The sequence below is a fragment of the Actinomadura scrupuli genome (genome assembly GCF_050971785.1).
Classification (GTDB): Bacteria; Actinomycetota; Actinomycetes; order Streptosporangiales; family Streptosporangiaceae; genus Actinomadura_E; species Actinomadura_E scrupuli.
The window spans coordinates 99,113-121,621 of record NZ_JBPCCU010000008.1 but is presented as its reverse complement, the minus strand read 5'-3'; the positions used below and the strand labels follow the sequence as shown (position 1 = coordinate 121,621).

The 22,509-nt window shown below is 69.8% G+C and carries 18 protein-coding genes and 1 pseudogene; 7 read left to right on the top strand and 12 right to left on the bottom strand.

The annotated features are described in order from the left end of the window. Nucleotides 1–17: 17 nt before the first annotated feature. A complete protein-coding gene (locus ACRYCC_RS31205; protein ID WP_433817323.1) occupies nucleotides 18–686 on the top strand; it encodes a response regulator transcription factor in 669 nt (222 codons plus the stop codon). A gap of 186 nt (nucleotides 687–872) precedes the next feature. On the opposite strand, the pseudogene ACRYCC_RS44005 reads toward ACRYCC_RS31205, so the two are convergent. The 3 genes and pseudogenes from ACRYCC_RS44005 to ACRYCC_RS31190 all read right to left on the bottom strand — a co-directional run. Then, a pseudogene (locus ACRYCC_RS44005) lies at nucleotides 873–1,214 on the bottom strand (Clp protease N-terminal domain-containing protein); the annotation flags it as partial. A gap of 107 nt (nucleotides 1,215–1,321) precedes the next feature. Beyond that, on the bottom strand, nucleotides 1,322–1,510 hold the full coding sequence (locus ACRYCC_RS31195; protein ID WP_433817322.1) for a hypothetical protein: 189 nt from the start codon (nucleotides 1,508–1,510) through the stop codon (nucleotides 1,322–1,324). Then, the gene (locus ACRYCC_RS31190; RefSeq protein WP_433817321.1) at nucleotides 1,507–1,791 is read right to left on the bottom strand and encodes a hypothetical protein; all 285 of its coding nucleotides are present in this window, start codon (nucleotides 1,789–1,791) and stop codon (nucleotides 1,507–1,509) included. Before ACRYCC_RS31190 ends, ACRYCC_RS31195 begins: the two co-directional genes overlap by 4 nt. A gap of 405 nt (nucleotides 1,792–2,196) precedes the next feature. On the opposite strand from ACRYCC_RS31190, the gene ACRYCC_RS31185 reads away from it, so the two are divergent. Beyond that, the gene (locus tag ACRYCC_RS31185) at nucleotides 2,197–3,333 is read left to right on the top strand and encodes an SEL1-like repeat protein (protein WP_433817320.1); all 1,137 of its coding nucleotides are present in this window, start codon (nucleotides 2,197–2,199) and stop codon (nucleotides 3,331–3,333) included. A 300-nt stretch (nucleotides 3,334–3,633) separates the two neighbouring features. After that, nucleotides 3,634–4,977, top strand: a complete 1,344-nt coding sequence (locus ACRYCC_RS31180) for a lipase family protein (RefSeq protein ID WP_433817319.1) — start codon at nucleotides 3,634–3,636, stop codon at nucleotides 4,975–4,977. 213 nt (nucleotides 4,978–5,190) lie between these two features. Here ACRYCC_RS31180 and ACRYCC_RS31175 read toward each other — a convergent pair whose 3' ends face one another. The 4 genes from ACRYCC_RS31175 to ACRYCC_RS31160 all read right to left on the bottom strand — a co-directional run bounded on the left by ACRYCC_RS31175 (nucleotide 5,191) and on the right by ACRYCC_RS31160 (nucleotide 12,539). After that, nucleotides 5,191–7,635: an FtsX-like permease family protein gene (locus ACRYCC_RS31175; protein WP_433817318.1), complete on the bottom strand. Its 2,445-nt coding sequence runs from the start codon at nucleotides 7,633–7,635 to the stop codon at nucleotides 5,191–5,193. Beyond that, complete coding sequence (locus ACRYCC_RS31170) at nucleotides 7,632–8,351, bottom strand: ABC transporter ATP-binding protein (RefSeq protein WP_433817317.1); 720 nt, start codon at nucleotides 8,349–8,351, stop codon at nucleotides 7,632–7,634. The genes ACRYCC_RS31175 and ACRYCC_RS31170 overlap by 4 nt, the downstream gene beginning before the upstream one ends. Beyond that, complete coding sequence (locus ACRYCC_RS31165) at nucleotides 8,348–8,923, bottom strand: PadR family transcriptional regulator (RefSeq protein ID WP_433817316.1); 576 nt, start codon at nucleotides 8,921–8,923, stop codon at nucleotides 8,348–8,350. Before ACRYCC_RS31165 ends, ACRYCC_RS31170 begins: the two co-directional genes overlap by 4 nt. A 112-nt stretch (nucleotides 8,924–9,035) precedes the next feature. Further along, on the bottom strand, nucleotides 9,036–12,539 hold the full coding sequence (locus ACRYCC_RS31160) for an NACHT domain-containing protein (protein WP_433817315.1): 3,504 nt from the start codon (nucleotides 12,537–12,539) through the stop codon (nucleotides 9,036–9,038). A 316-nt stretch (nucleotides 12,540–12,855) separates the two neighbouring features. Between ACRYCC_RS31160 and ACRYCC_RS31155 the strand changes: the two genes are divergently transcribed. Continuing rightward, nucleotides 12,856–13,476 (top strand): dihydrofolate reductase family protein, encoded by a 621-nt coding sequence (locus ACRYCC_RS31155; RefSeq protein ID WP_433817314.1) that lies wholly within the window; start codon nucleotides 12,856–12,858, stop codon nucleotides 13,474–13,476. 543 nt (nucleotides 13,477–14,019) lie between these two features. Here the strand turns inward: ACRYCC_RS31155 and ACRYCC_RS31150 are convergent. Beyond that, nucleotides 14,020–14,847: an adenylate/guanylate cyclase domain-containing protein gene (locus ACRYCC_RS31150; RefSeq protein WP_433817313.1), complete on the bottom strand. Its 828-nt coding sequence runs from the start codon at nucleotides 14,845–14,847 to the stop codon at nucleotides 14,020–14,022. Between the two features lie 169 nt (nucleotides 14,848–15,016). Further along, nucleotides 15,017–15,316 (bottom strand): RICIN domain-containing protein, encoded by a 300-nt coding sequence (locus ACRYCC_RS31145; RefSeq protein WP_433817312.1) that lies wholly within the window; start codon nucleotides 15,314–15,316, stop codon nucleotides 15,017–15,019. Between the two features lie 175 nt (nucleotides 15,317–15,491). Between ACRYCC_RS31145 and ACRYCC_RS31140 the strand changes: the two genes are divergently transcribed. Both ACRYCC_RS31140 and ACRYCC_RS31135 read left to right on the top strand, forming a co-directional pair. Beyond that, nucleotides 15,492–15,839 (top strand): winged helix-turn-helix transcriptional regulator, encoded by a 348-nt coding sequence (locus ACRYCC_RS31140; protein WP_433817311.1) that lies wholly within the window; start codon nucleotides 15,492–15,494, stop codon nucleotides 15,837–15,839. Nucleotides 15,840–15,983: 144 nt separating this feature from the next. Next, the gene (locus ACRYCC_RS31135) at nucleotides 15,984–16,916 is read left to right on the top strand and encodes an aldo/keto reductase (RefSeq protein WP_433817310.1); all 933 of its coding nucleotides are present in this window, start codon (nucleotides 15,984–15,986) and stop codon (nucleotides 16,914–16,916) included. Between the two features lie 40 nt (nucleotides 16,917–16,956). Here ACRYCC_RS31135 and ACRYCC_RS31130 read toward each other — a convergent pair whose 3' ends face one another. Beyond that, complete coding sequence (locus ACRYCC_RS31130; RefSeq protein ID WP_433817309.1) at nucleotides 16,957–17,361, bottom strand: SRPBCC family protein; 405 nt, start codon at nucleotides 17,359–17,361, stop codon at nucleotides 16,957–16,959. Nucleotides 17,362–17,521: 160 nt separating this feature from the next. On the opposite strand from ACRYCC_RS31130, the gene ACRYCC_RS31125 reads away from it, so the two are divergent. Then, entirely contained in the window at nucleotides 17,522–18,325 is an 804-nt protein-coding gene (locus ACRYCC_RS31125) for a helix-turn-helix domain-containing protein (RefSeq protein WP_433817308.1), read from the top strand. Between the two features lie 80 nt (nucleotides 18,326–18,405). Here the strand turns inward: ACRYCC_RS31125 and rph are convergent, their stop codons facing one another. Together rph and ACRYCC_RS31115 are read right to left on the bottom strand one after the other, a co-directional pair. Beyond that, the gene (gene rph, locus ACRYCC_RS31120; protein WP_433817307.1) at nucleotides 18,406–21,003 is read right to left on the bottom strand and encodes a rifamycin-inactivating phosphotransferase; all 2,598 of its coding nucleotides are present in this window, start codon (nucleotides 21,001–21,003) and stop codon (nucleotides 18,406–18,408) included. Nucleotides 21,004–21,379: 376 nt separating this feature from the next. Continuing rightward, the gene (locus ACRYCC_RS31115; protein WP_433817306.1) at nucleotides 21,380–22,417 is read right to left on the bottom strand and encodes a pentapeptide repeat-containing protein; all 1,038 of its coding nucleotides are present in this window, start codon (nucleotides 22,415–22,417) and stop codon (nucleotides 21,380–21,382) included. Between the last annotated feature and the right edge of the window lie 92 nt (nucleotides 22,418–22,509).

Below are 22,509 nucleotides of genomic sequence, written 5' to 3'. Positions count from 1 at the left end.
ATCGTTCAGGAGGTCCCGTGCGGGTCGTGATCGCCGAGGACAACGTCCTGCTGTCCAGCGGCCTGGAGCTGCTGCTGGCGGCGAAGGGCTGCGAAGTCGTGGCGGTCGTCCCCGACGGCGAGGCGTTCCTCGACGCCGTCGCCGAGCACCGCCCCGACATCGCCATCGTGGACGTGCGGCTGCCACCGTCGTTCCGGGACGAGGGAATCCACGCCGCGCTGCGGGCCCGCCGCGAGCACGGCGCGCTGCCGATCCTGGTGCTCTCGCAGTACGTCGAGCGGGAGTACGCCGGCGAGCTCCTCTCCGACGGCCGCGGCGGCATCGGCTACCTCCTCAAGGACCGCATCGGCCGGGTGGCCGAATTCGTCGACGCCCTGCGCCGCGTCGCGGCCGGCGGCACCGCCATGGATCCCGAAGTGGTCGCCCAGCTCCTCGTGCGCCGCGCCGGCGACCCCCTGGACACCCTCACCTCCCGCGAGCGAGAGTCGCTCGCCCTCATGGCGCAGGGCCACGACAACGCCACCATCGCCGAGCGGATGCGCATCTCCGACAACGCCGTCCACAAGCACATCGGCAACATCTTCGCCAAGCTCGGCCTGGCACCGGACGACTCCGGCCACCGCCGCGTGCGGGCAGTGCTCGCCTACCTGGACGGCGTGCCCCGGGCGGCCGGCGGCCCGCGCTGATCCGCGTTCAGACCTCTTCGGGCCCGCGCGATCGGACCGGAGCTCGGCGGTGGCGCTGAGGAGTTCGTCAGATCGTGCGCTCAGCGTGGGTGTCAGCCGGTGCGGAGGCCGCGTGGTTCGGCGGGCAGGATCTCGGTCGGTGTTCTTGGCCCGGCCGATGCGGCGGTGGCGGCGCTGGACCGGGGCGATCCACTCATCGAGTTCCCTCTTGACGCGAGCGGTGTCGATGTCGAGGTCGCCCAGGACCCGGCGGGCGGCCGAGCCGGGGTCGATGGCCAGGCAGAACAGCAGATGCTCGGTGCGGACCTGGGACTGGCCGCGCCGGGCGGCCAGCCGTCTGGCCCCGGCGACGGCTTGGTCGCCCTCGCCGTCGCCGTCGCCGTCGCCGTCGCCGTCGCCGTCGCCGTCGCCGTCGCCGACAACACGGTGCTCCTGCCCGTGGGTGTCGGCAAGATCGGGCCGCTCATGCCGAACGGTTTCGGAACGGCGACCGGGAGCCGCTCTGCCAGCACTGCGGGCGCACGCGATCGCTTGCGGTCACCGGCCGCCTCGGCAGGATGCCTTGCGAGGTCCTGCCCGATCACGACCGCCGAACCTGGCCGCTCCTGGAGTACGGCGTCGGTCTTCGTCAGGGATCACGAGTCGGGGTCGTTGTCCGACTCCCTCAGTAGCTTCGGCAACAACCGGAGAGCACCGCCGGCCGCGGCGCCTCCGGTGAGCAGAGCGGCCGGCCAGAGGGCGCCGGCGGCCAGCGCCAACCCGGCAGCGATCACGGCGATCAACAGGGCAAGGGTGAGAGCGGTCAGTCCGCGTTGGGTGATCATCGACTTCTCCGTGCGGCCATCGAGTACGTTCCGCGGGCAGCGGCGTGGTGGTCAGTTGGAAGCTGATCGTCGACCCAGAAGTCGATGAGTTCCTGCTCTGTCAGGTCATGGGGAGGCACGTCGGCGGGCAGGAGCCGGCCGGTCCGGGAAGCCCATGTGGCGATGAGGATCAGGGCCAGAAGCTCATCGTCGGTGGGAGGCGGGGTGCGCATGAGGGGATCGTTGTCTCCGTCCTCCCCCTCCTCTGTGTCGGGGAGGAAGGGGATGTAGGTCAGCGACATCCGGTGGTCTCCGTTCGGTGTGTGCGCTGGGTGAGGTACCAGTAAGCCGGGAGCGGCAGCTGAGGAGTGGATAAACCAGGCGTTCAGAAGAAACCGGAAAGGACTGGAAATATCAGCCTGACCAGGCCCCTGAGGACGGTCGAGAACCGAACTCAATTCTGCAGGTATTTCTGCAGGCCAAGCACGCTAAAGCGCCTTTCCGCCAGCGTTCCCCGGGGAACACGGGCCAGATCTGGACCGCTCCATTAGGCCGTAGAACAGGGCAAATGCACGTGCAGGTGCACGAGAATGGGCGTTTTGCGGCATTCCTGATGATGCGTCAGCACACAAGTGTCCGGAGGGGATGGCAGCATTGGAGTGTGTACATGATCGGCAATCCAGACGTTGATCGATAAGGCCGGAGAAATGACTGCAGACCTCAACATCACCCCGCAGGCGCATCCCGATGTGATCGTGGAGTTGCGCAGTCTCCGCACCACCTGCGGCAGCCCGACCTACCAGCAGATCTGTGACATCTCCGAGCGCCTCGGCGGCCTGTACGGGCACGACCACAAGTTCCAGCCGTTGTCGATCACGACGGTGAGCGAGATCCTCACAGGCCGCCGGAAGCCGAAGTGGGAACGCGTACGGGCCTTCGTGCTGTCATGCAACAGGTACGCGTTCGAGAGCAACGGCATGGAGATCGATCCCGGCCTGGACGCTCTTCCCTACTGGTTCGGCCGGCTCAACGCCGCAGCCGATCCCTCCGTCGAGCCTGAGGCCGGGTCCGTGGCCGGTAAGCCCGTCCCGGAAGCCGAACCGGCTCCGACGCCGCCTCACCCCCACGAAGAGCTGGTGCTACGGGTCCTGGCCGGCCGCGGCCTGGTCGAGCCCGCACCGTACGGCCTGCAGCCCGACGAGCCGATCGAGCTGGACGCCCTGCTGAAGCAGTTGCGCATCCACACCACCGACCCCCTCGCGCTGACCGCCGGACGGTACTGGGATCTGTTCCAGCATCCGCACGTCGTCGAACTGCTGCATGCCGCCCACGATCGCGGCGACCCCGAGGCCGCCGGCCGACTCGCGGTCCTCCTGATCTGCGCCGGGCTGTCCGAGGAGGCGCATCCATGGCTCGAGCGTGCTGCGGCCGACGGCGAACCGCTCGCAACGGCCATGCTGCACGCCCAGCCCGCCTACCGGCGTGGGCTGGCCGTGGAGTTCGCGTTCGAGCTCGCCGTACTGGACGGCAGCCAGCCCTGGGAGGTAACGCCCGACCCCCAGACTCCCGCCGAGTTGTACGGGCGGGTCGCGGCGCGCTGCGGCCTCCCGGGCGCCGCCTACTGGCTGGCCGCCCGCCACGCCGGCCGACGCGACGTCGCAGGTGCCGCGTACTGGTTCACCCATGCCGCTGAGCAGGGGCACCATGACGCCACTGGCCGGTTCGAAGAGATCCACCATGACATCTGGGCGAAGATCGACCCCAACGCGATCACCGTTGAGGACCTCAGCGACGAATGGGCCACCGAACCCCCTCCGTCCGCACCCGACGACTACGCACCATGATCTGAGCGATTCACGAACGTTCAGGCGGGACCGTACAAGCGGCCGCGGGCACCGCACCGAGACATCCATGACCCCCGGGGAATCCACGGCGCCCGGCCAGGGTAGCCCGGCGACCCCTGCCCAGGGCACCCGTCCGACCCGGACTCTGTCCATGACGGCGAAATGGCATTGCCGTGTGAAAAGAACTCGATTATCACTCGCACGCGGCTGGAGAGGCGGAACATATCACCCGGCCACATAGACCCCCAGGTGGCGGCCGGGGAGGGTGGAGCGGCGCCCACCCCCACCCCTGGAGCGAACATGAGAATCTTTGGGCACCTCGCGCGATCAGCACTGGCCCTCCCCCTGGTCGCCGCCCTCGTCTCGACCGCCCTCACCGCGACGGCCCACGCCGCCGGCCCGGAGGATCCCGTGGTGTCCCGGGGGGTGACCATCCCCACCTTCTACAACCCGCCCGCCCAGCTGCCGTCGGCCAACGGCGCGCTGATACGAAGCGAGCCGCTACCTCTCGGCCTGAGCCTGCCGGGGCTGGACGGCAAACCGTTGCCCGGTACGGCGACACGGCTGATGTACAAGTCCACCGACTCCAACGGGCAGCCCGTGGCGGTGACCGGCGCCTACATCGAACCGTCGGCGACCTGGCAGGGCGGAGGAGCCCGCCCGTTGATGGCGGTGGCCTCGGGCACCATGGGCCAGGGCGACCAGTGCGCGCCCTCGTTCGCGCTGCAGTACCCGCTGACCCTGAACGGTGACACCGTGTCGGTCGGCTACGAGAACCTGTCGATCTACCGCCTGCTGTCCACCGGTGCGGCGGTGGTCCTCACCGACTACGTCGGTCTCGGCGCGACCGACCGGCTGCACACCTACGTCAACCGGCTGGACGAAGCACACGCCCTGCTGGACGCGGCCCGGGTGGCGCATGCCGTACCGGGAGCGTCGATCACCGCGGCCTCCCGCGTCGGCCTCTACGGCTACAGCCAGGGCGGCGGCGCCACTGCCGCGGCCGCCGAGCTCCAGCCCTCCTACGCGCCGGACGTCAAGGTCGCCGGCAGCTACGTCGGCGCGCCGCCCGCCGATCTGACCTCGGTCATGAAGGGCATCGACGGCAGCGCCCTCGTCGGCGCGCTGGGCTGGGCGGTCAACGGCTTCGTCCAGGCCAACCCGGCCTTGCGCGGCATCGTCGACGCCAACACCAACGCCGTCGGCAAGGCCGCCCTCCAGGACGTGTCCACCATGTGCGTCGGCGACGCGGTCTTGGGCTACGCCTTCACCTCCAGCACGAAATGGACCACCAGCGGTAAATCTCTCGGCGACATCATCGCGGCCGAACCCGTGGCGAAGGCCGTCCTGGACAAGCAGCGCATCGGGACGCTCAAGCCCGTCGGCCCGGTACGGCTGGCGACCGGCGTCCACGACGACATCGTGCCGCACGCGCAGGCACGCCAGCTCGCCGTGGACTGGTGCCGCAGGCTCGGCAACGTCACCTACGTACCCGTCGACCTGCCCAACCTCGGAGACAAGATCCTGCTGAACCATCTTGCTCCGCTCCTCACCGACCAGAGCGACGCGATCACCTGGCTGACCGACCGCCTCGCGGGCAAGGTGACCCTCTCCAACTGCCTGACGATGCCCGCCCAGCCCTGAGGTGAGGTCCGTTCCGCGACCCCCCGCCAGAGCGCAGCGGGCCGAACAGTGATTGCACGGTAAGTCCGGACGACGATCGACGATCTCGTTCGGACTTACCTGCATGAACGAGGCCGTGACCGGCAGTATCCCGGGGTGGAAGAACGCCCTCAACGCCTGTCCCTCGGTACGGTCTCCAGCGGCTGCGGGGTCAGCTGCCGCGGCTGTCAGGGATCACTCCCCCATCCGCCGGGCGATCGCCGGAGGTTCCCGGCCGGCGAAGAGCCAGCCCGTCACGGCGGCGATGAGCGGGGTGCCGGCCACGATGCCCAGCGGGAAGCCGATCGGCACCCGGCCGAAGACGGCGAGGTCGTGCCGGTAGACCGCGAGCAGGCCCAGGCACGCGCCCGCGACGCCGAGTAGCACGCCGAGCAGGGCCAGCGCGCCCGCCGTGGTCGCGGTGAGGGTGCGCCGGATCCTGCGGGTGGCGCCGGTGGCGGTCAGGGTGCGCAGGTCGGCGGCGGCCTCGCTGCGGATCAGCCCGACAGTCATGGCCAGGATGCCGAGCGCGAGCAGCATGCCGATGGCGGTCGCGCCGGTCCGGACGTTTCCGAAGGCGGCCTGGCCGTTCCGGGTCTCGATGGTCAGGCCGGCGGCGGCCGCGATCTCGCGGGCGTCGGCCATCTGATGTCCGGTGAGCCGGCTGCCGGACTGGATGAGCCACCCGGCCCGGACCTGGGTCCAGTGCCGGCGGGCGAGCCCGTTCGTGGTGATGGCGGAGGTAGGGGGCGAGGTGTAGGCGGGCGCGCGGATGCGGGTGATGACCGGTACGTCGGTGCTCCGGGCCGTCTTGCTCAGGATGGGGAACACGGGATGGCCGGACCGTGAGGTGAGGACATCCGTCGCCGGGCTGATCGAGGCCGGATCGACGCCGAGGTAGCGGAGCAGTTCCTGCGATGCCACGTACAAGGGGATGTCAGCGCACTCGTTGCCGTGGGGAAGGCAGTAGATCGCAGGCAACTGTGCCGGCTTGCCGTTGTCCATCTGTGGCGGGAAGGTCGGATCGATCGGCATGTCCAGCGGGACGGTCACCGGATGATCAAGTGCGCTCGTGATGCGGTCGACCTGCGCGGTGAGCGCGCTCACCTGGGCAGTGGTCCGCACCGGGACGAGGTTCGCCGCCGGTCCGGAACCGGTCGCCCTGATGAGCATCTGGCTATCGCTGAGGTTCCCGGTCTTCGCGGTGCCCAGCGCGCCGGTGGTGATGATGACCAGGGCCGCCGAGATGCCGAGTGCGAGGCTGATCGCGGCCACCGCGGCCCCGGAGCGGGCTTGGTGCCGGGCCAGGTCGCGCAGGGCCAGCCGTACGGCGACAGGTGCGCGTGAACCGGCCGTGGCGAGCGCCCGGATGGCCGGCGGACCGGCGAACAGGATCGCCAGGGCGGTCGCGACCGTCCCGCCGATGACCGGCCACGGGTGGGTCTTCTGGCCCCAGGCCAGCAGCCCGATGCCGGCCGCGAGGAAGCCCGTGGCCAGCAGCGCGGAACGGCGGCCGGCCTGGGGTACCGGCGGCCGGCCGGACAGCGCGGCCGTGATCGGGACCCGCGATACCGCACGGGCCGGCCACCACGCCGCCCCGGTCGACATCGCGACCGCCAGCACCCCGAGGGCCACGACCAGCGGCCACGGGATGTTGGACAGCGCGATCCGGTGGTTGGCCGCGTTCTCCAGCCGGGGCGCGACGAACGGCCACAGCGCCAGCCCTCCGGCCGTGCCGAGGATCGCGGCGACCGCACCGATCAGGAAGCCGGTTGCCGTCATCACCAGCCGTACCTGCCGGCCGGTCGCGCCGATCGCCGCCAGCATCCCGAGCTGCCGCAGCCGGCGATGCGCGAGTACCGCGAACGCGGCGGCGGCCACGAACGCGACGAGGAGCAGCAGGATCGTGGCGGCGGACAGCACCAGGGTGGTGGCCACCAGCATGCCGTCGCTGTTCCCGGCGCCATCGGCCATCGAGTTGGCCGTGCGCAGGTTCAGGCTGCCGGCCCCGACCCCACGCTTCCGCTCGACCAGGACCGACAGTGTCCGTGGCCGGACCGACGACGGGTCCACCAGGGCGAACTCGTCGCTCAGATCACTGGGATTCTCGGCGATGCCGACGATGGTCCGGGAACGCCCGTCGAGGGCGATCGTGCCGCCGAGCCGGAGGCCGAGCAGCTGCGCCGTTCCGTCGGTGACCGCGGCCTCGCCGGTGCCGGAGGGGTAGCGGCCCCGGTGGATGGCCAGCATCCGTCCGGAGAAGGCGCCGTGAAGCCGCTGTGAGCGGTACTCGATCGGAGTGGCCGCGCCGGGGGCCTTCACATGGTCGTGCCCGATCACGTCGATGGTGCCGACCGCGTGGCGAATGGCCGCCAGATCGGCCGCCACCGCCTGCGGGTCCGTGCCGTCCAGGGTCAGCATCGTGCCGGCCGAGCCCAGCCTGGGGTTCGTGCTCTCCGGCATGTTGTAGACGGCGGTGCCGCCGCAGACGGCCGCCAGCACGGCCAGCATCAGCAGGAGGGCCACCAGCACCTGCGACCGCCACTCCCTGCGCAGCAGCCGCCAGGACCAGCGGACCAGCGCCCGGCGCGCGGGCATTCCGCCGCCGGTCGCGGGCCGCGGCGGTGCGAGGACGCTCACGACTCCGCCTGGAGCAGGGACTCGGGACCGGCCGGCGGTTCCGTCTGGTCGATGGTCACGCCGTCGCGGACGAACACCACCCGGTCGGCCCAGGCGGCGAGCTGCGCGTCATGGGTGGCCAGTACGGCGGCGGCCCCCTCCTTGCAGGCGGTCCGCAACAAGCGGATGACGGCTTCGCCCGTCTGCGTGTCGAGCGCGCCGCTCGGCTCGTCGGCCAGCAGCAACCGGCGTTCGCCGACCAGCGCCCGGGCGATCGCCACCCGCTGGCGCTGCCCGCCCGACAGCTCGTCGGGGAAGCGGCCGGCCTGGTCGGCCAGGCCCACCTGCTCCAGTGCGCGCCGGGCCGAGACCGACGCGACCTTGGCCTTCGTCCCGTCCAGCTCCAGCGGCAGCGAGATGTTCTCGGCGGCGGTGAGCCCGGGAAGCAGGTTGAAGTCCTGAAAGACGTAGCCGACGTGGCGGCGGCGCATCCGGGCCTGGTCGCTCCGCGACATCTCGGAAAGCGGGCTCCCCTCCACCAGAACCGTGCCGGAGGTGGGCTGCTCCAGGCTGCCCGCGATGGTGAGCAGGGTGGACTTGCCGGAACCGCTGGGGCCCATGATCGCGACCATCTCACCGGCCCGCACCGACAGGTTCACCCCCCTCAGGGCGTGCACCTCGGCCGGTCCCGACCCGTACACCTTGGACACCTCGTTCAGTTCGAGCACCGGGGTCATCGGGACGTCCTCACCTTCCGCTGCTTGCCGGGAGCCGGCGCCGGAGCCGCAGGCGGAGCGGGCAGGTGCCGGAGGCGGGCATCAGCGGCGTCCAGCCAGCGGACGATCGCCTCCAGCCGAAAGAGCTCCGCGTCCGCCACCAGGAGCAGGCCGATGTCATCCCCGTCGGCCTCCTCCTTCAGGCGGGTGTAGCGGCGCATCGTCTCGATCAGATGCCTGCGGTGCGCCTGCACGATCCCGGCGACCTCGACACCGGGCACCCGGAGAGCGACCAGCACCTTGATCACCAACTCGTCGCGCGGCGGGACCTCATCAGCGGGCGGCGTGCTCAGCCAGGCGGTCAGTTCGGCCCGGCCCTCCTCACTGATCCGGAAGCTCTTCTGCGGACCGGGCTCTCCCGTGTCGTCGGACTCCACCAACCCGTCCCGCTCGAGCCGCTGAACCGTGGTGTAGACCTGACCGACGTTGAGCGGCCAGACCTCCCCGGTCCGCGCCTCGAACTCCTGACGCAACTGCAATCCGTACTTGGGGCCCTCACTGAGCAGGGCCAATAGCGCATGTCGCACACTCACCGGCAGCCACCTTCCTGGACTATACCAAGTATCATACTCAGTATAGTGAGCCCCTTGCCAAGTCCCTCCGCCACATCGGGATGCCGGCGTCAGCGCGGTCGGCGTGCAGGGTTCAGTGCCGCTGCCGTTGTCTGGTGTCGATCTGCCTGAGCCGGACGAGTTTCCCGAGCTTCGGATCGAGCCGTGGGCCCGCGAACCGATTGAGCGCCGCCAGGAGTTCGGTCGGCAGGTCCTGGGAGAAGTCCGGCAGCCAGCAGAGGGTGAGCCACCCGTCGGGCGCCGGGACGGGTGACGTCATGCCGGGGCGGAGCCGGGCCTGGACGGTGTGGTAGCCGGTTTTGGAGCCCTGGCCGGTCTGGACGGGCCGTAGTGCCACTTGCGTGACGTCGTCGGAGGACAGGTAGACGGTGGTGGTGGCCACCGTCAGCTCGACGGCCTCCGGTGTGACCCGGATGGTCCACGGGCCCTGCGGCATCCTGCGTTCTACGGACCTTCGCTCCAGGCGGAAGAAGCAGGAGTAGAAGAGACCAACGGCCGCGAGCATGGTGAACCCTTGCCATGCTCCCTGGCCGGTCAGCGCGAGGATGGCGGCGAGGATCGAGTCCGCAGCGATGCCCACGATGGGCAGAATGCCGAGGGATTCGGACACTGTCGGGGATCTGCCGACGCCACTGGTCTCGTACTCCTCGGTGTTGCACGCTTCGATCTCCGCTCTGGCCTCGATGAGGCCGGTGCCGAACTTCGTGCCGGCGAACCGATCGAGGGACGCCACCAGTCCCATCGGCGGTTCACTGGTGTCGAGTGGCAGCCAGTAGAGCGGCAGCTCCGTGCCGGCAGGGGCGGACGGCGGGTCCGCGCTGTGCCGCAGCCGGGCGTACACGGCGGACCACAGGGTCTCCCGGCCCCTTTCGTCACTGACGCGGCGCAGTGTCATCCGGTCGACGTCGTCGGGGGCGAGCCGGATCGTCGTGCCGGCCGTGGTCAGCTCCACGATGCCGGGTGTCACGCGCACCGACCATGGCTCCGGCGCCATCGCCTTCCCGGCGGTACGCCGGGCGAGGAGCAGGCGGCAGTCGTTGACCGGTCTGACGGCGAGAACGGCCAGCACGCCGACGATGAGCAGGCCGAGCAGATACGCCTGAGACACCGCGAACCCGGTGAGGAGGACGGCGGTCACGGCGATCGACAGGTTCCCGCCGGTCAGTCTCAGGCCCAATGCCGCAGGCACGGTCGGCGACTCCACGATGCCCTCGGCCTCGAACCCGTCGGCATCGCCGGTCGCGGAGAGCACGATCGGCGGTGGCCTGAAGACGTCGAGCAGGTGCTGGATGCGCGGGTGGGCGATCCGGGCTTCGATTCGGGTCTTGATCCGGCGAGCGGCCGCCGCCGATTCGGCCTTGATACGGGCGACGACCGGAACCAGCCGGTTCGGCCAGGGTGAATAGCCGGCGGCGAGCTGTTCCTGCAACCGGATGTGCCGGAACTGGTAGAGAGCACCGGCCTGCCGGAGGACTCCCCGCCGGTGGGCGTCCGCCAGGAACGCCATCGTGCGCCAAGGCAGACGCCGCCGGGCGGTGAGCCGGGTCCGAGCCTCGAGGTACCGTGGCCACGCGCCGTCCGTGCTGCCGAGGGACAAGAGCAAGAGGATGCCCGCGAGTAAGGCGGCCGCGTCGGCCTGGGCGAAGACGGCGCCCGACCACAGCCACGTCGTTCCGACCGCGACCATGGCTGCGAGGAAGCCGGCGGTGTGCACGTTCCGGTCCTGGCGCAGCAATGTGCTCGGACCCGCCGTGGAGGAGACGTCGATGGCCGTCCGCACCCGCGCCGGCACCCCCTGCGCCCAGACCAGGAAGACCCAGAGCAGCAGGATCTGAGCCGCATGCGACCGCACCAGGGTCAGCAGCGACGGATGGTGTGCGGTGCTACCCCGCCACACCACGTACAGTGCCGTCAGCATCAGCAGCAGCCGCACCGCCAGGCGCCGCAGGGTGCGGGCTTTCAGCCCCAGCATCTGGGGGGCGGAGCTGTTGTCCGACGTCGACACGAGGTCGACGGACCTGCTCAGGAACGCCAGCGCTGCCGTGATGAGCGCGACGCGCCACACTCCGAAGTCGCCGACAGACCGGAGGAAGGAGTCGACCTGCCGGTCGAAGTCGTGTGGCAACTGCCGGACGAACCCGTCGGTCAGCGGTCGCGCCAATCGGCCCAGCGGACCGGCCATCAGCAGGTCGCGGTAGTGCCCGTGCCCGGCGTACTCGCCGTCGCGCCAATATCCGCGCCGGGTGAGCGCCCACACCGTGAGCCACCACGTGGCGCACGTGTAGAACCCGGCCCGGGCAGCCGCGACGATCGGCGCCCAGGTGGCCTCACCGGCATGGAGCCGCCACCACGCGATGTCGGGCGTGTCGGCCCGGCCGAGCTGGGAGGCGAGGAATCCGAGCCATCGCGCGGCCTGATCGGGGCCGCAGCGGAACTCCCTCCGCCCCGCGCGGCGCGGACGGGTGCGGTACACCGCAGGCACGAACTCGGCCAGCAGATGCGCCTCGATCGCCTCCCGTCCGGCGAACCGATCACGATCGGCCAGTTCCGCCGGATCGGCCTGGTCGTAGACCGTCCGGGCCAGCCAGACCATCAGCGGCGTGGACAATGTCGTGGCCAACGCGCCGTCGGGTTCGGCATCGAGCCGTACGAAAACGTCCCGCCAGCGACCCGGTGGATCGCGCGTCGCCTCGCGGAGATAGTCCTTCACTTCGGAGAGCTTCAACGGACGCAACTCGACCACGACCGTCCGAGCCACCGGGCGCGAGGCCGCCGAGACCGCATCGACGTACTCGGTGGGGCGGCTGGTCAGCACGAGCGGATTGTCGGAGCCGTAGGCGTTGATCTCGGCGATGACCTTGCCGCGCCGGGCCACGGGCAACTCGTCCAGGCCGTCGATGATCGGCACGACACCACTGTCCACGAGCGCCCGGGTGAGCGGGACCTTGCCGTCAGCGGCGGTCCGGATCCGGACCGCCAGGCCCGGGTGGTTGCGGGCGAGTTGGTCGGCCATCCATTCGGCCATGGGCTCGTCGGCCGTCCACGTGCCGGCCGGCAGCAGGATCGGCACTGGATCGCCGGATCGGCGAGCGGCCAGCATTTCCCGGATCAGCTTGATGGCCAGCGCGCTCTTGCCCGCACCGGCCGTGCCGAGGATCACCATGCGCCGGCCGGGTAGCGCGGAGAACACCGAATGAATGTCGGAGAACACCCCATCGGCATCGGCTTCGGTGGTGCCCTTGGTCTCCCACCGCACCGGCAAAGGCCGTGGATCGTTGAGCTGGCGTAGCCGGTCCTCCTCGCCCCACTGGCGGCTGAGCGCGCCGGCCAGATCGTCCTGTGCCTGCGCGATCGTGACCGTACTGAGGGGCAGCTCCCCCCGCATCAGACCCGTCAGCTTGCCGACCAGCGGAACCAGAACGATGAGCAGCGCCAGCACGAACGACGTCAGGTTGCTGACATTCGCCGCCCAAAGCAGCCCCTTCGCCCGGAGCACCTGGGCGAAACCGAACATGAACGCCGCAAGCAGACCGAAGGCCACCATCGCGATGAGACGCCGCCCGGTCACATTGCGCACGACGCCATGATGGCGCATTTGAGGCCGAGCCCTCACGCTGCGCCAGAATCTCCCACAGAACTCCAGATCCGGCACCCAGCCGGCGCCTTCCGAAACAAGGGAACTCATCACGCCATCGGCGGCTTGAGCACGCGTTCACGTGCCGAGGTAATGCCGTGCGGGAGGCGGCCAGGTGTCGGTGGGGGCCGGTACTCTCCGGCCATGGCCGGCTCCCGGTACAGCCGGTCCGCAGCCCGGGCCAGGGCCCCTTGCCTCAGATCGGGGGCCGAGCCGCCCGGCATGAGCATGCGGCATTCGATGATGAAGGAGTAGTTCGATGCGGAGAATCACCGCCGGTCTGTTCATCTCGCTCGACGGCGTCGTCGAGAATCCCCAGGACTGGCATTTTCCGTACTTCAACGACGAGATGGGCGTGGCCGTCTCCGCCCAACTGGCCACCGCGGACACGTTGTTGCTCGGCCGCAAAACCTACGACAGCTTCGCCGGTGCGTGGCCGGACCGCGAGGCCGCGGGCGGCGAGGACGCCGCCATGGGCAAGGCGCTCGGCGACGCGCGCAAGATCGTGGTCTCCCACCAGGACCTCCAGTTCGCCTGGCGCAACTCCGAGCAGCTCAAGGGCGACCTCGTCGAGGCCGTCACCGCCCTGAAGAACGAGCCCGGCGCGACGGACATAGCGATGAGCGGCTCCGTCTCCGTCGTCCGTCAGCTGCTGACCGCCGGCCTCCTCGACGAACTGCACCTGCTGGTCCACCCGATCGCCGTCCGCCAGGGCATGCGCCTGTTCGACCCGGGCGAATCCCCGATCCCCCTGCGGCTCGTCTCCTCCCAGCCCTTCACCACCGGCGTGCTGCACCTCCGCTACGCCCCGGCCGAATCGACGCCCGCAGGCACCTACGACGACGCCAAAGCGCACCTTCCCCAACCGGAGAACGGCTGAAAGTCCACTGGCGGGACACGACCCCGTCAGAGGTCGTGTCCCGCCGGCGGAGCCCGGCGCGCGCCCGTCACGAAACCTGACGGAATCACCACTGCGCCGACCGGGTGGGCAGCCCGGCTACGCCAGCTTGCAGCACGCTGGTGCGGCACAGGCCGGCTTGTCCCTGTCAACGCACGGGTAGGCATGTGCCGATGTGCTCAGGGCACCCAGCACCATTACCGATCCTGCGACGACGACGGCCATCTTCTTAGCTGTCTTGACCATACGGACGCGTCCTTCCCATGAATAAGGGGCCTTCACGGGTAGAGGCGTTCCATGCCGTTCCATCATCGGCTCCGGGAGGCGACCAGGCCGCGAGCTCAACCGTCCGGCAGAGCGTGCGACCGGCCGTTGCGGGTCGGTGCGTCGTGCCCCGCGCCGGTTGAGCTCGGCGGGGGGCGGCCGTGGGCGGCGGGTGGGCGGAAACATGGCTGCGCCGGTGGCAGGTGGAGCGGCAGTGTCCGGCGGGTCAGATGATTCGTCTGGTCGCCTTTGCCGTTCGGCTCATGCGGGGTGGGGTTGGTGCGCGGACGACTCGACAGGGTGAAGGGTGTGTTCGCCGTTGAGGCCTTTGAGGGTGGTCTGCCGTGGCGCTGCGAGGCGGAACCGGGCGGGGCCGGGAAGGGCGTTGAGGGTCTCGTCGCTGATGAGGATCTCGTCGCTGTCCGCGTGGGCGGCGACTCGGGCGGCCATGACCACGGCGCGGCCGAAGTAGTCTCCGTCCCGGGAGACCGCCGCGCCGCGATGTATCCCGATGCGCACGGCGATGCGGGTGGTGCGCAACGCGCGCCGGCGCCGTCCGGACAGTGCGTGCTGGATCGCGATGGCCGCGCCGATCGCCTTCTCGGGATCGCTGAACGCGATCATGAAACCGTCGCCCTGGGACTTCACGATGTGGCCGTCGCGCGCGGTGACCTGCTCGCGAACCAGGGCGTCGTGTGCCTTGAGGATCCGCACCCATGCCTTGTCGCCGAGTTCCTCGTTCAGCGCCGTGGAGTTGACGATGTCGGTGAACATGAAGGTGACGGTGCCGTCGGCGGCGGTGACACGCGTGAGCGCCGCGCGGTCGTCGGCGGCCCAGCGGGCCAGGTCGTCGAGGGAGCCCATCAGCATCCCGCCGACTCCGTGTTGCCGCAGCCGTGATGCGGTGTTCACCGCGAGCTGGACCGCTCGCTGAGTGCCCTGAAGGAGACCGGAGTCGGGGCGCGGCCGGGTCGAGGCCAGCAACCGGGCGTACCGGCGACGCTCCCGCACCAGCAGAACAGACAGCACCGCTACGGCTACCAGGGCGATGACGGCGACCGCGGATTCGATCACCAACCAGACGGTCACGACGGCCCCTCCTCTTCCACCGGGCAGGCGGCGGCACCCTCGCACTCCATCAGATCGTCGAGCCGCGACCCTCTGCACCAGCCGGCGCAAGGAGCCGGGACAACACTGTACCGGCAAGTAACTTACCGCGGACAGCCCCGCGGAGATCGCGGCCCCGGGCCCCGACCCCTCAGATCCCGAACCAGCGCCAGTGCTGGTTGTAGGACCCCGTGCCGTAGCAGTCCCACAGCTGGACCTTGGTGCCGTTCGACCCGATGCTTCCGAGGTCGGCGTCGAGGCATCGGGCGTCGTACAGGATCCTGATCTGGAAGTACGAGCCGTAGGGGTCCCACTTGATGTACCACCGCTGGTTGTTCTGTGACACCCCGTAGCAGTCCCACAACTGGATGGACGTGCCGTTGCGTCCGAGTTCCCGGGCCTGGGCGTCCAGGCACCGGCCGTTGTAGAAACTGGTGATGTTGTTGTTCACGGGTGGATCGGCGGAAGCAGCCGGCGCGACGCCGAACGACAGCGACAGCAACCCGAAGACGAGACCGAGCCTGTGTTCCTCCCACCCCGGAATCGGCTCTCACCACTCGATGGTTGTCTACCGGTGTGGACGGACGTGATGAGAGCGAATGAGATGCTGACATTGCCGGGCACGCATGGCTGAACATGACGTGTTCCTTGCCGACTGTCCGGCCCGCACGACGCTGGATCTGATCGCCGATACCTGGTCGGTCGTCGTGGTGTTCGGGCTGGGACGCGGGCCGCGCCGCTATACGGACCTGCGCGAGCGAATCGGCGGGATCAGCAACAAGATGCTGACTCAGACACTGCGCAAGCTGGAGCGCGGCAACCTCGTGGAGCGGCGGACTCTGCCCACTGCACCCATGGGTGTGGAGTACCGGCTGACCCGTCTCGGGGAGAGCCTGCTCGGGCCTGTGTCGGTACTCGCCCGATGGGCCGAGGAGCACGCCGACGAGCTCGTCGATGCCGGTCGTGGCGGGTAACGAGGGAGACGCAGTCCATCCGGGTCGTGGTCGACCCCTCGAGTCGAGGCTGACGGCCGAGGGCTCCCATGGGACCGCGGGGCCGCAGGGAACCGGCTGGTTCCCCGTGGGTCCCTAACGTTGCGCCCGGAGGATGGAGGAAGCGTGAAAATCAGCAGCACTGACCTTGAAGTGTCGCCATTGTGCCTGGGCGGCAACCCCTTCGGCTGGACGGCCGATGAGGAGACCTCGTTCGCCGTGCTCGATGCCTACGCCGAGGCCGGCGGCAACTTCATCGATACCGCCGACATGTACGGCTCCTCGTCGCCCGGCGGCGCGGGCGGCGAATCCGAGGAGATCATCGGTCGCTGGCTGAAGAGCCGCGGCAACCGGGACCGGATGGTGATCGCCACCAAGGTGGGCGCGCTGCCAGGCCTGGACAACCTGAAGCCGGAGACGATCCGGCACGGCGCCGAGAACTCGCTGCGGCGGCTGAGAGTCGATCATATCGACCTGTACTACGCGCACGTGGATGATCCCGGCACCCCGCTCGCCGAGACCCTCGCCGCGTTCGACGAACTGGTGCGTTCGGGCAAGGTCCGGCACATCGCGGCGTCCAACTACCCGGCGGACCGGCTGTCGGCCGCGCTGGAGACCTCGAAGCGGGAGGGGCTGGCGGCCTACATCGCGCTGCAGGCGGAGTACAACCTGGTCCAACGAGAGGGCTATGAACGGCACCTGGCTCCCACCGTGGCCGAAGCCGGGCTGGCCTGCCTGCCGTACGTCGCGCTGGCGCGTGGCTTCCTCACCGGCAAGTACCGTCCCGGCGGTCCCGAGATCGACAGCCCTCGCGCCGACCGAGCCCGCGCCCACCTCGACGGAAAAGGCCCCGCCGTACTGGGCGCTCTTGAGCAGGTCGCCACCGCGCACCACACCACGATGGCCGCGGTCGCGCTGGCCTGGCTCGCGGCCCAGCCCACCGTGGCCACCCCGCTGGCCGGCGCCCGCAGCCCAGCCCAGCTCGCCGACTTGTTGCCGTACCTGACCCTGCGGCTCACCACCGACGAGATCGCCCTGCTGAACCAAGTCAGCGCCTGAGAACTGATGGAAAGGACGTTTCACCGAACGGGGATGCTGATCAACGTCCCGGCTCCGTTTCGAGCGTCTGTTTGATGACCCGTATGCCGCGTTCCATCAGGCCGGCGGTGCGCTCGGCGATCTCGTCGGGCAGCAGGTCGGCGGTCCAGACGAACAGGGCGCCGGTCCCGCCGGCGGCGAAGACCTGCGCCGAGGCGTTGTGGTGCTCGTACGGACCGCCGGCGATCGACCAGACGAGGCGGCGAGTCTCGTCGTCCAGGTCCACGAGCACCTCCCTGACGACGGTGCCGTTGAAGAGCGTGATGACCCGGTCCCGGCCCTCCAGCCGGGCGTCGGTGACGAAGCCGGGCACCAGACGCCGATGGAGCGCACCCCAGTCACGCAACGCCGCCCACACCTCGTCCGGCCGGGCATCGATCGTGATCTCCTTACGAACGGAAGCCATACCGTCTCCTGTCTGCTGCTTTCAGCCGTGGCCTGCCACACGATCGGTGACCGCTCCACCGCCACTGGGTGCTGTCGATGCGGGTGAGCATGCCGCGCCCGGTGGCGGGCGTCTTGAACTTCCTTGCGGCGTGACGTCCGCCCGGCGTACCGTCCACGGCGTGCGCACCGCCACCGACGTGGCCGCCGGGCCCGACTACGCGATCAGAATCGTCACCTGCCATGACGACCACACCCGGTGGTCACCGGCGGAGACCCGCGATGAGTACAACCTGGTGCTGGCACAGCGCGGGCGCTTTCGCAGGCGGGCAGGCGGGGTCTGCGCCGACATCGACCCCACCCTCGGCTACGTCGGCACGCCCGGTGAGCAGGAGCACTTCGCGCACCCGTCGGGAGGTGATCTGTGCACCTGGATCAACCTGCGGCCAACGCTGTGGGACACCCTCGCCGGCGACGCGCCCCTGGCCGGGTCGACGTTCTACGTCGATGCGCGAACCGAGCTGACCCACCGCCGCATGCTCGCCGCCGCGCGGGCCGGCGACGGCCTGCAGCAGACGCTGCTGGAGCTGTTCGACGATGTCCTCGGGCAGATCCACACCCGTCCGACACCGGCCGACGTGGCCGCCCACGACACCGACCGGGCCATCGTGTCCGCAGCCCGCGAAGCGATCCACGCCGGCCACCCCGCCGCCCACGCGCTCTTCCCGCTGGCCGCGTTGCTCGCGGTCTCACCGTTTCGATTGAGCCGTGCATTCTCCAGGCAGATGGGGGTCTCGGTGACGCGTTACCGCAACCGCGTACGGGTGAGCCGCGCCCTGCAACGACTCGAACAGGGCGACACCAGCCTCGCCCTGCTCGCCGTCGACCTCGGCTTCGCCGACCAAGCCCACCTGAGCCGAACCGTACGACAGCACCTGGGCCACACCCCGACCGCACTCCGCCGGCTCCTGCACGGCAGCGACTGACCAGCAACGGTCAAACGCACACTCATCGGCACGAGCGACACCGCCTGAACGATCATGAGACGGAGACGGCGATCCAGCGGTCAAGGCAGAATCTCGACGTACCCGTCGGTTCCGTGCACGCGGATCCGCTGCCCGTCCCGGATCAGCCGGGTGGCCCGCTCCACGCCCACGACGGCCGGCAGGCCGTACTCCCGGGCGATCACTGAGCCATGGGTCATCAGGCCGCCCACCTCCGTCACCAGGCCCGTGATTCCGACGAACAGGGGCGACCAGCTGGGGTCCGTGTAGGCCGTGACCAGGATGTCGCCCGCCTCGAGATCGGCCTCCGCCATGTCCAGGATGACGCGGGCCCTTCCCTCGACGGTCCCGGCGGAAACCGGTAGGCCGACCAGGGCACCGGCCGGTACGTCGTCGCGCCGGTACGCCCCGGTGACGGCCTCGCCATCCGAGGTCAGGACCCGGGGCGGTGTGAGCGCGTGGTACGACCGGAACGCGTCCTTGCGCTGCCGGATGAGCTGGTCATCCACCTGGTTCGAGCGCACGACGACGTGGAACTCCTGGAACGTGAGGTAGAAGATGTCCTCCTTCTCCGGAAGCACGTTGGCCTGCACGAGGCGCTCGGCCTCCTCCAGCAAGGCCCGCTTGTAGACGAAGTAGCGGCTGACGATGCCGTACTTCGGGTACTCCCGGTACCCGATGAAGGTGCGGACCCGGTCGATCATCCGCTTGGCCTCGTCGGCCTTCTGGTTCCCGTCCGGCAGGGCCCGCAAGCGTGACAGCACGTCCTGTTCCTTCTTCTGTGCCTTCTGCCGGCCCTCCTCGAAGCGCCGCGCGGCGGCACCGGGCTCGAAGTTCCTGACGTTGTCGAGGATGACGGGCACGAGCGTGGTGGGGCGCTCGCGCCAACGCGGCCTCGTGATGTCGATCTCGCCGACGCAGCGCATGCCGTACCGGTCGAGGTAGGCCTCGATGGCATCGCGCGCTTCGGTCCCGCCCGCGAGCTTCGCCAGCTCGTCCAGGAAGCCCTCGTCCTCGACGCCCTGCAGGAACGCCACCACCTCGGACTGCGGGCGGATCACGTCCGCGACGTCGAGCAGCGCCAGTCCCATCTGGGACGTGACGTTGTCGGGGGCGGACAGCGTGAGCGTGTCAGCCGCGTTCTTCTCGCCCAGCCACTCCTGCAGCTTGTCGTTGAGCCACCACGTGGCCTCCATCCCCGCCATGATCACCTGAAGGTTCAGCGGATCACTGAGGATTCGCTTGTGCTCCTCGAAGGCCTCCAGCAGGAAGTCGAACAGCGCCGGTCCGGTCTTCGTCCGGATGTCGCGCTCCAGGGCGGCGAGGGACGTCCGGCTGCGCTCGATCAGCCCGGTGACGATGGCCGGATCGGTCTCGATCGGGGCGGACGCGCCGCCGGCCGGCGGCCCGCCGGGACCCGCGTCCGGGAGCGGCAGGACGAAATCGTCGCGGTCGAGGACGGTCTCCAGAGCGTCCCTGATCAGCGGATCGCCTCTCCCCATGACGTCCAGGAGGCCGGCGCGGCTCGCGGGCGAGGCCAGGCGCCGGGTGACGTCGACGAACAGCCTCCCGCCGGCCTCGTGCATCGGCACCATGGCCGTCAGCTGCCACATGGACAGCCCCAGGGGCTTCATGGGGTCGGTCATCATCTGCCCATGGCCGACGGAGACGTAGACGTGATTCTCCTGGTCGCCGGGCTCGGGGATGGGGAACAGCGTCGTGATCGGCCGGCTCTGAACGATCTGGAAGCCATCATCGACCAGGCACCATTCGATGTCCTGCGGGCGGCCGAAGTGCGCTTCGATCCGCCGCCCGAGCTGCACGAGCCGCACGACCTGCGCATCCGTCAGCGCCGGCTGCTCCTGCCGCTGCGAGTCGATCGCCACTTCCTGCGTACCGCCGGCCGGCAGGGCGTGCACGGCACGCTGTTTGGCGGCGATCGCCTTGGCGACGACTTCGCCGTGTCGCACTTTGAAGACGTCCGGGTTCACCAGGCCGGAGACCAGGGCCTCACCGAGGCCGAAGCCGGCGTCCACGGTGGCGACCCTCCGGTTGCCCGTGACGGGGTCGGCCGTGAACAGGATGCCGGCCGCGTCCGGGAGGACCATCTGCTGCACGACCACGGCCATCTGGACCGTGCGGTGGTCGATGCCGTTCCGCTGGCGGTAGGTCACGGCCCGCTCGGTGAACAGCGAGGCCCAGCAGCGGCTGACGTGCTGGAGGATCGCCGTCGGCCCCATGACGTTCAGGTACGTGTCCTGCTGGCCGGCGAAGGAGGCCGTCGGCAGGTCCTCTGCCGTCGCGCTGGATCGGACGGCGTAGGCGGCCTGCTCGCCGAGCCGGGCGAGCGCGCTGATGATCGCCGCCGACAGATCGCCCGGGATGGCGACCCCTTCGATGGTCCGGCGAATCCGCGCGCTGAGCGTGCGGATCCCCTCCCGGTCGTCCGGGTTCGAGCGCGACAGCTGATCGAGCCGATCGTCGATCGACGGCGCTTCCGCCATGATCCGCCGGAAGGCGTCCGTCGTCACGCAAAAGCCACCCGGCACGCGGATGCCTTCGATCCGCGACAGCCCGCCCAGGTGCGCACCCTTGCCGCCAACGACCGCGACCTGCGTCTCGTCGACCTCCTGCAGACCCACCACGTACTGCTCGATCATCGCGATACCTCCGCGGCAGCCGTGCTCCGTCGCCCCGCACCGACCGGTCGAATCACCGGCGTCTCGCGCAGTGCCGAACCTGTTGTTCGGCACGTCCTCATCTCTCGCTGCGTTCCCCCTGACGAGTCGGCCGGCCGCTCCGCCCAGCCGGGCGGCGCGCACATCCGCACCTCCGCGCCGGGTGCCCGCAACCGCACCGCGAGTCCCACCAGCGGTCCGTCACCGCGTCCCCCGTCCGTCGACAACAGCACACGCATTTTCGAGACTCCCGTTTCCGTAGGTTCTGGCCTCGGCCGACGATTCTGCGGCAACACCCGGGTCTTGCCGCAAGCCCCCCCGTGCGCTATACGTTGAGAGTGGAAAGGAGCGGGGTCTCCTAGCCGTGCCTCGGGGTGTTCGTCAACCCGATCGCGCCCGTCAGGTCCGCGCCGATCAGGCCGGTCAGGTCCGCGTGAGTCAGATCCGCTCCCCGCAACTCCGCACCCGCCAGGTTCGCGCCGACCAGCTCGGCGTGGGTCAGGTTCGCGCCACGCAGGTCCGCGCCCGTCAGATCGGCGGCACTCAGATCCGCGCCACGCAGTTCGGCGTCGGAAAGGTCCGCCCCGGCCAGGTTCGCACCGGCCAGATCCGCGCTGTCGAGATGGACGCCGGCCAGATCCGCGTGGCTCAGATCCGCGCCGCGCAGATCCGCGCCAGCCAGGTGAGCGCCGGCCAGATTCGCCTCGCTCAGATGGGCTCCAGCGAGGTTCGAGCCACGCAGATGCGCGCTGACGCCATGGTCCTGGTGAGCGTTACGGCGTCCCAGCACCGTGACGGCCGCCTCCAGATCGGCTCGGAGTCGTCCCACCGCGTCGGTGCCGTCGGCAAGGTCTTCGCCGGCCGCGGCGGCGTGGGCGTCGCTGTCACGGGTGTGTTCACGGATGAACGCGGCCAGGACCTCCAAGACAGTGGGATGGTCACGGGCCGAGTCACGGGCGATCCGTTCGAGGGCATAGACACCGCCAATGCGGATGTCGAGCTTGTCCGAACCGAGCTGCTCGATGGCCCTGGTGTACCGCTCGGTCACCTGCCCCTGCTCGGTCAACTCCGCCACCCGACGAGCCGAGCCGACACTGTGCTCCAACGTACGGCGCGCGGTCTGGGCATTGCGCGCGGTGTAGTACACCGCGACGACCGCCAGCACCCCCGTAGCGATGGTCAGCACACGGCCCCGGATCGCATCCAGCGCGTCGGCCTTCTCCTTCCCCGACAAACCCTCGACACCGTCCAGATGACGCAGCACCCACCCCGCGCCCGGCCCCAGCACCCACACCACCGCACCGACCAGCACCACCCCGGCGACCGCCGTGACCACCACCACGCTCCGCGACGCCCGTACGCCCCCGCGCCCACCGCCGCCGCCGTCCACCGTCATGAGCGTGAGCGTACGGCGGACGACCTGGCTCCGGCCTCCCAACATCGTTTTCAGAGGGACTGTCGGAAGATCAGACAATCCCGACCGGCCCG

Bases quoted from the DNA above. Each gene is read 5' to 3' on its own strand.
- ACRYCC_RS31185 (WP_433817320.1), top strand. From the start codon at position 2,197: ATGACTGCAGACCTCAACATCACCCCGCAGGCGCATCCCGATGTGATC.
- ACRYCC_RS31180 (WP_433817319.1), top strand. From the start codon at position 3,634: ATGAGAATCTTTGGGCACCTCGCGCGATCAGCACTGGCCCTCCCCCTG.
- ACRYCC_RS31155 (WP_433817314.1), top strand. From the start codon at position 12,856: ATGCGGAGAATCACCGCCGGTCTGTTCATCTCGCTCGACGGCGTCGTC.
- ACRYCC_RS31170 (WP_433817317.1), bottom strand. From the start codon at position 8,351: ATGACCCCGGTGCTCGAACTGAACGAGGTGTCCAAGGTGTACGGGTCG.
- ACRYCC_RS31140 (WP_433817311.1), top strand. From the start codon at position 15,492: ATGGCTGAACATGACGTGTTCCTTGCCGACTGTCCGGCCCGCACGACG.
- rph (WP_433817307.1), bottom strand. From the start codon at position 21,003: ATGATCGAGCAGTACGTGGTGGGTCTGCAGGAGGTCGACGAGACGCAG.
- ACRYCC_RS31115 (WP_433817306.1), bottom strand. From the start codon at position 22,417: ATGACGGTGGACGGCGGCGGCGGTGGGCGCGGGGGCGTACGGGCGTCG.
- ACRYCC_RS31130 (WP_433817309.1), bottom strand. From the start codon at position 17,361: ATGGCTTCCGTTCGTAAGGAGATCACGATCGATGCCCGGCCGGACGAG.
- ACRYCC_RS31190 (WP_433817321.1), bottom strand. From the start codon at position 1,791: ATGTCGCTGACCTACATCCCCTTCCTCCCCGACACAGAGGAGGGGGAG.
- ACRYCC_RS31195 (WP_433817322.1), bottom strand. From the start codon at position 1,510: ATGATCACCCAACGCGGACTGACCGCTCTCACCCTTGCCCTGTTGATC.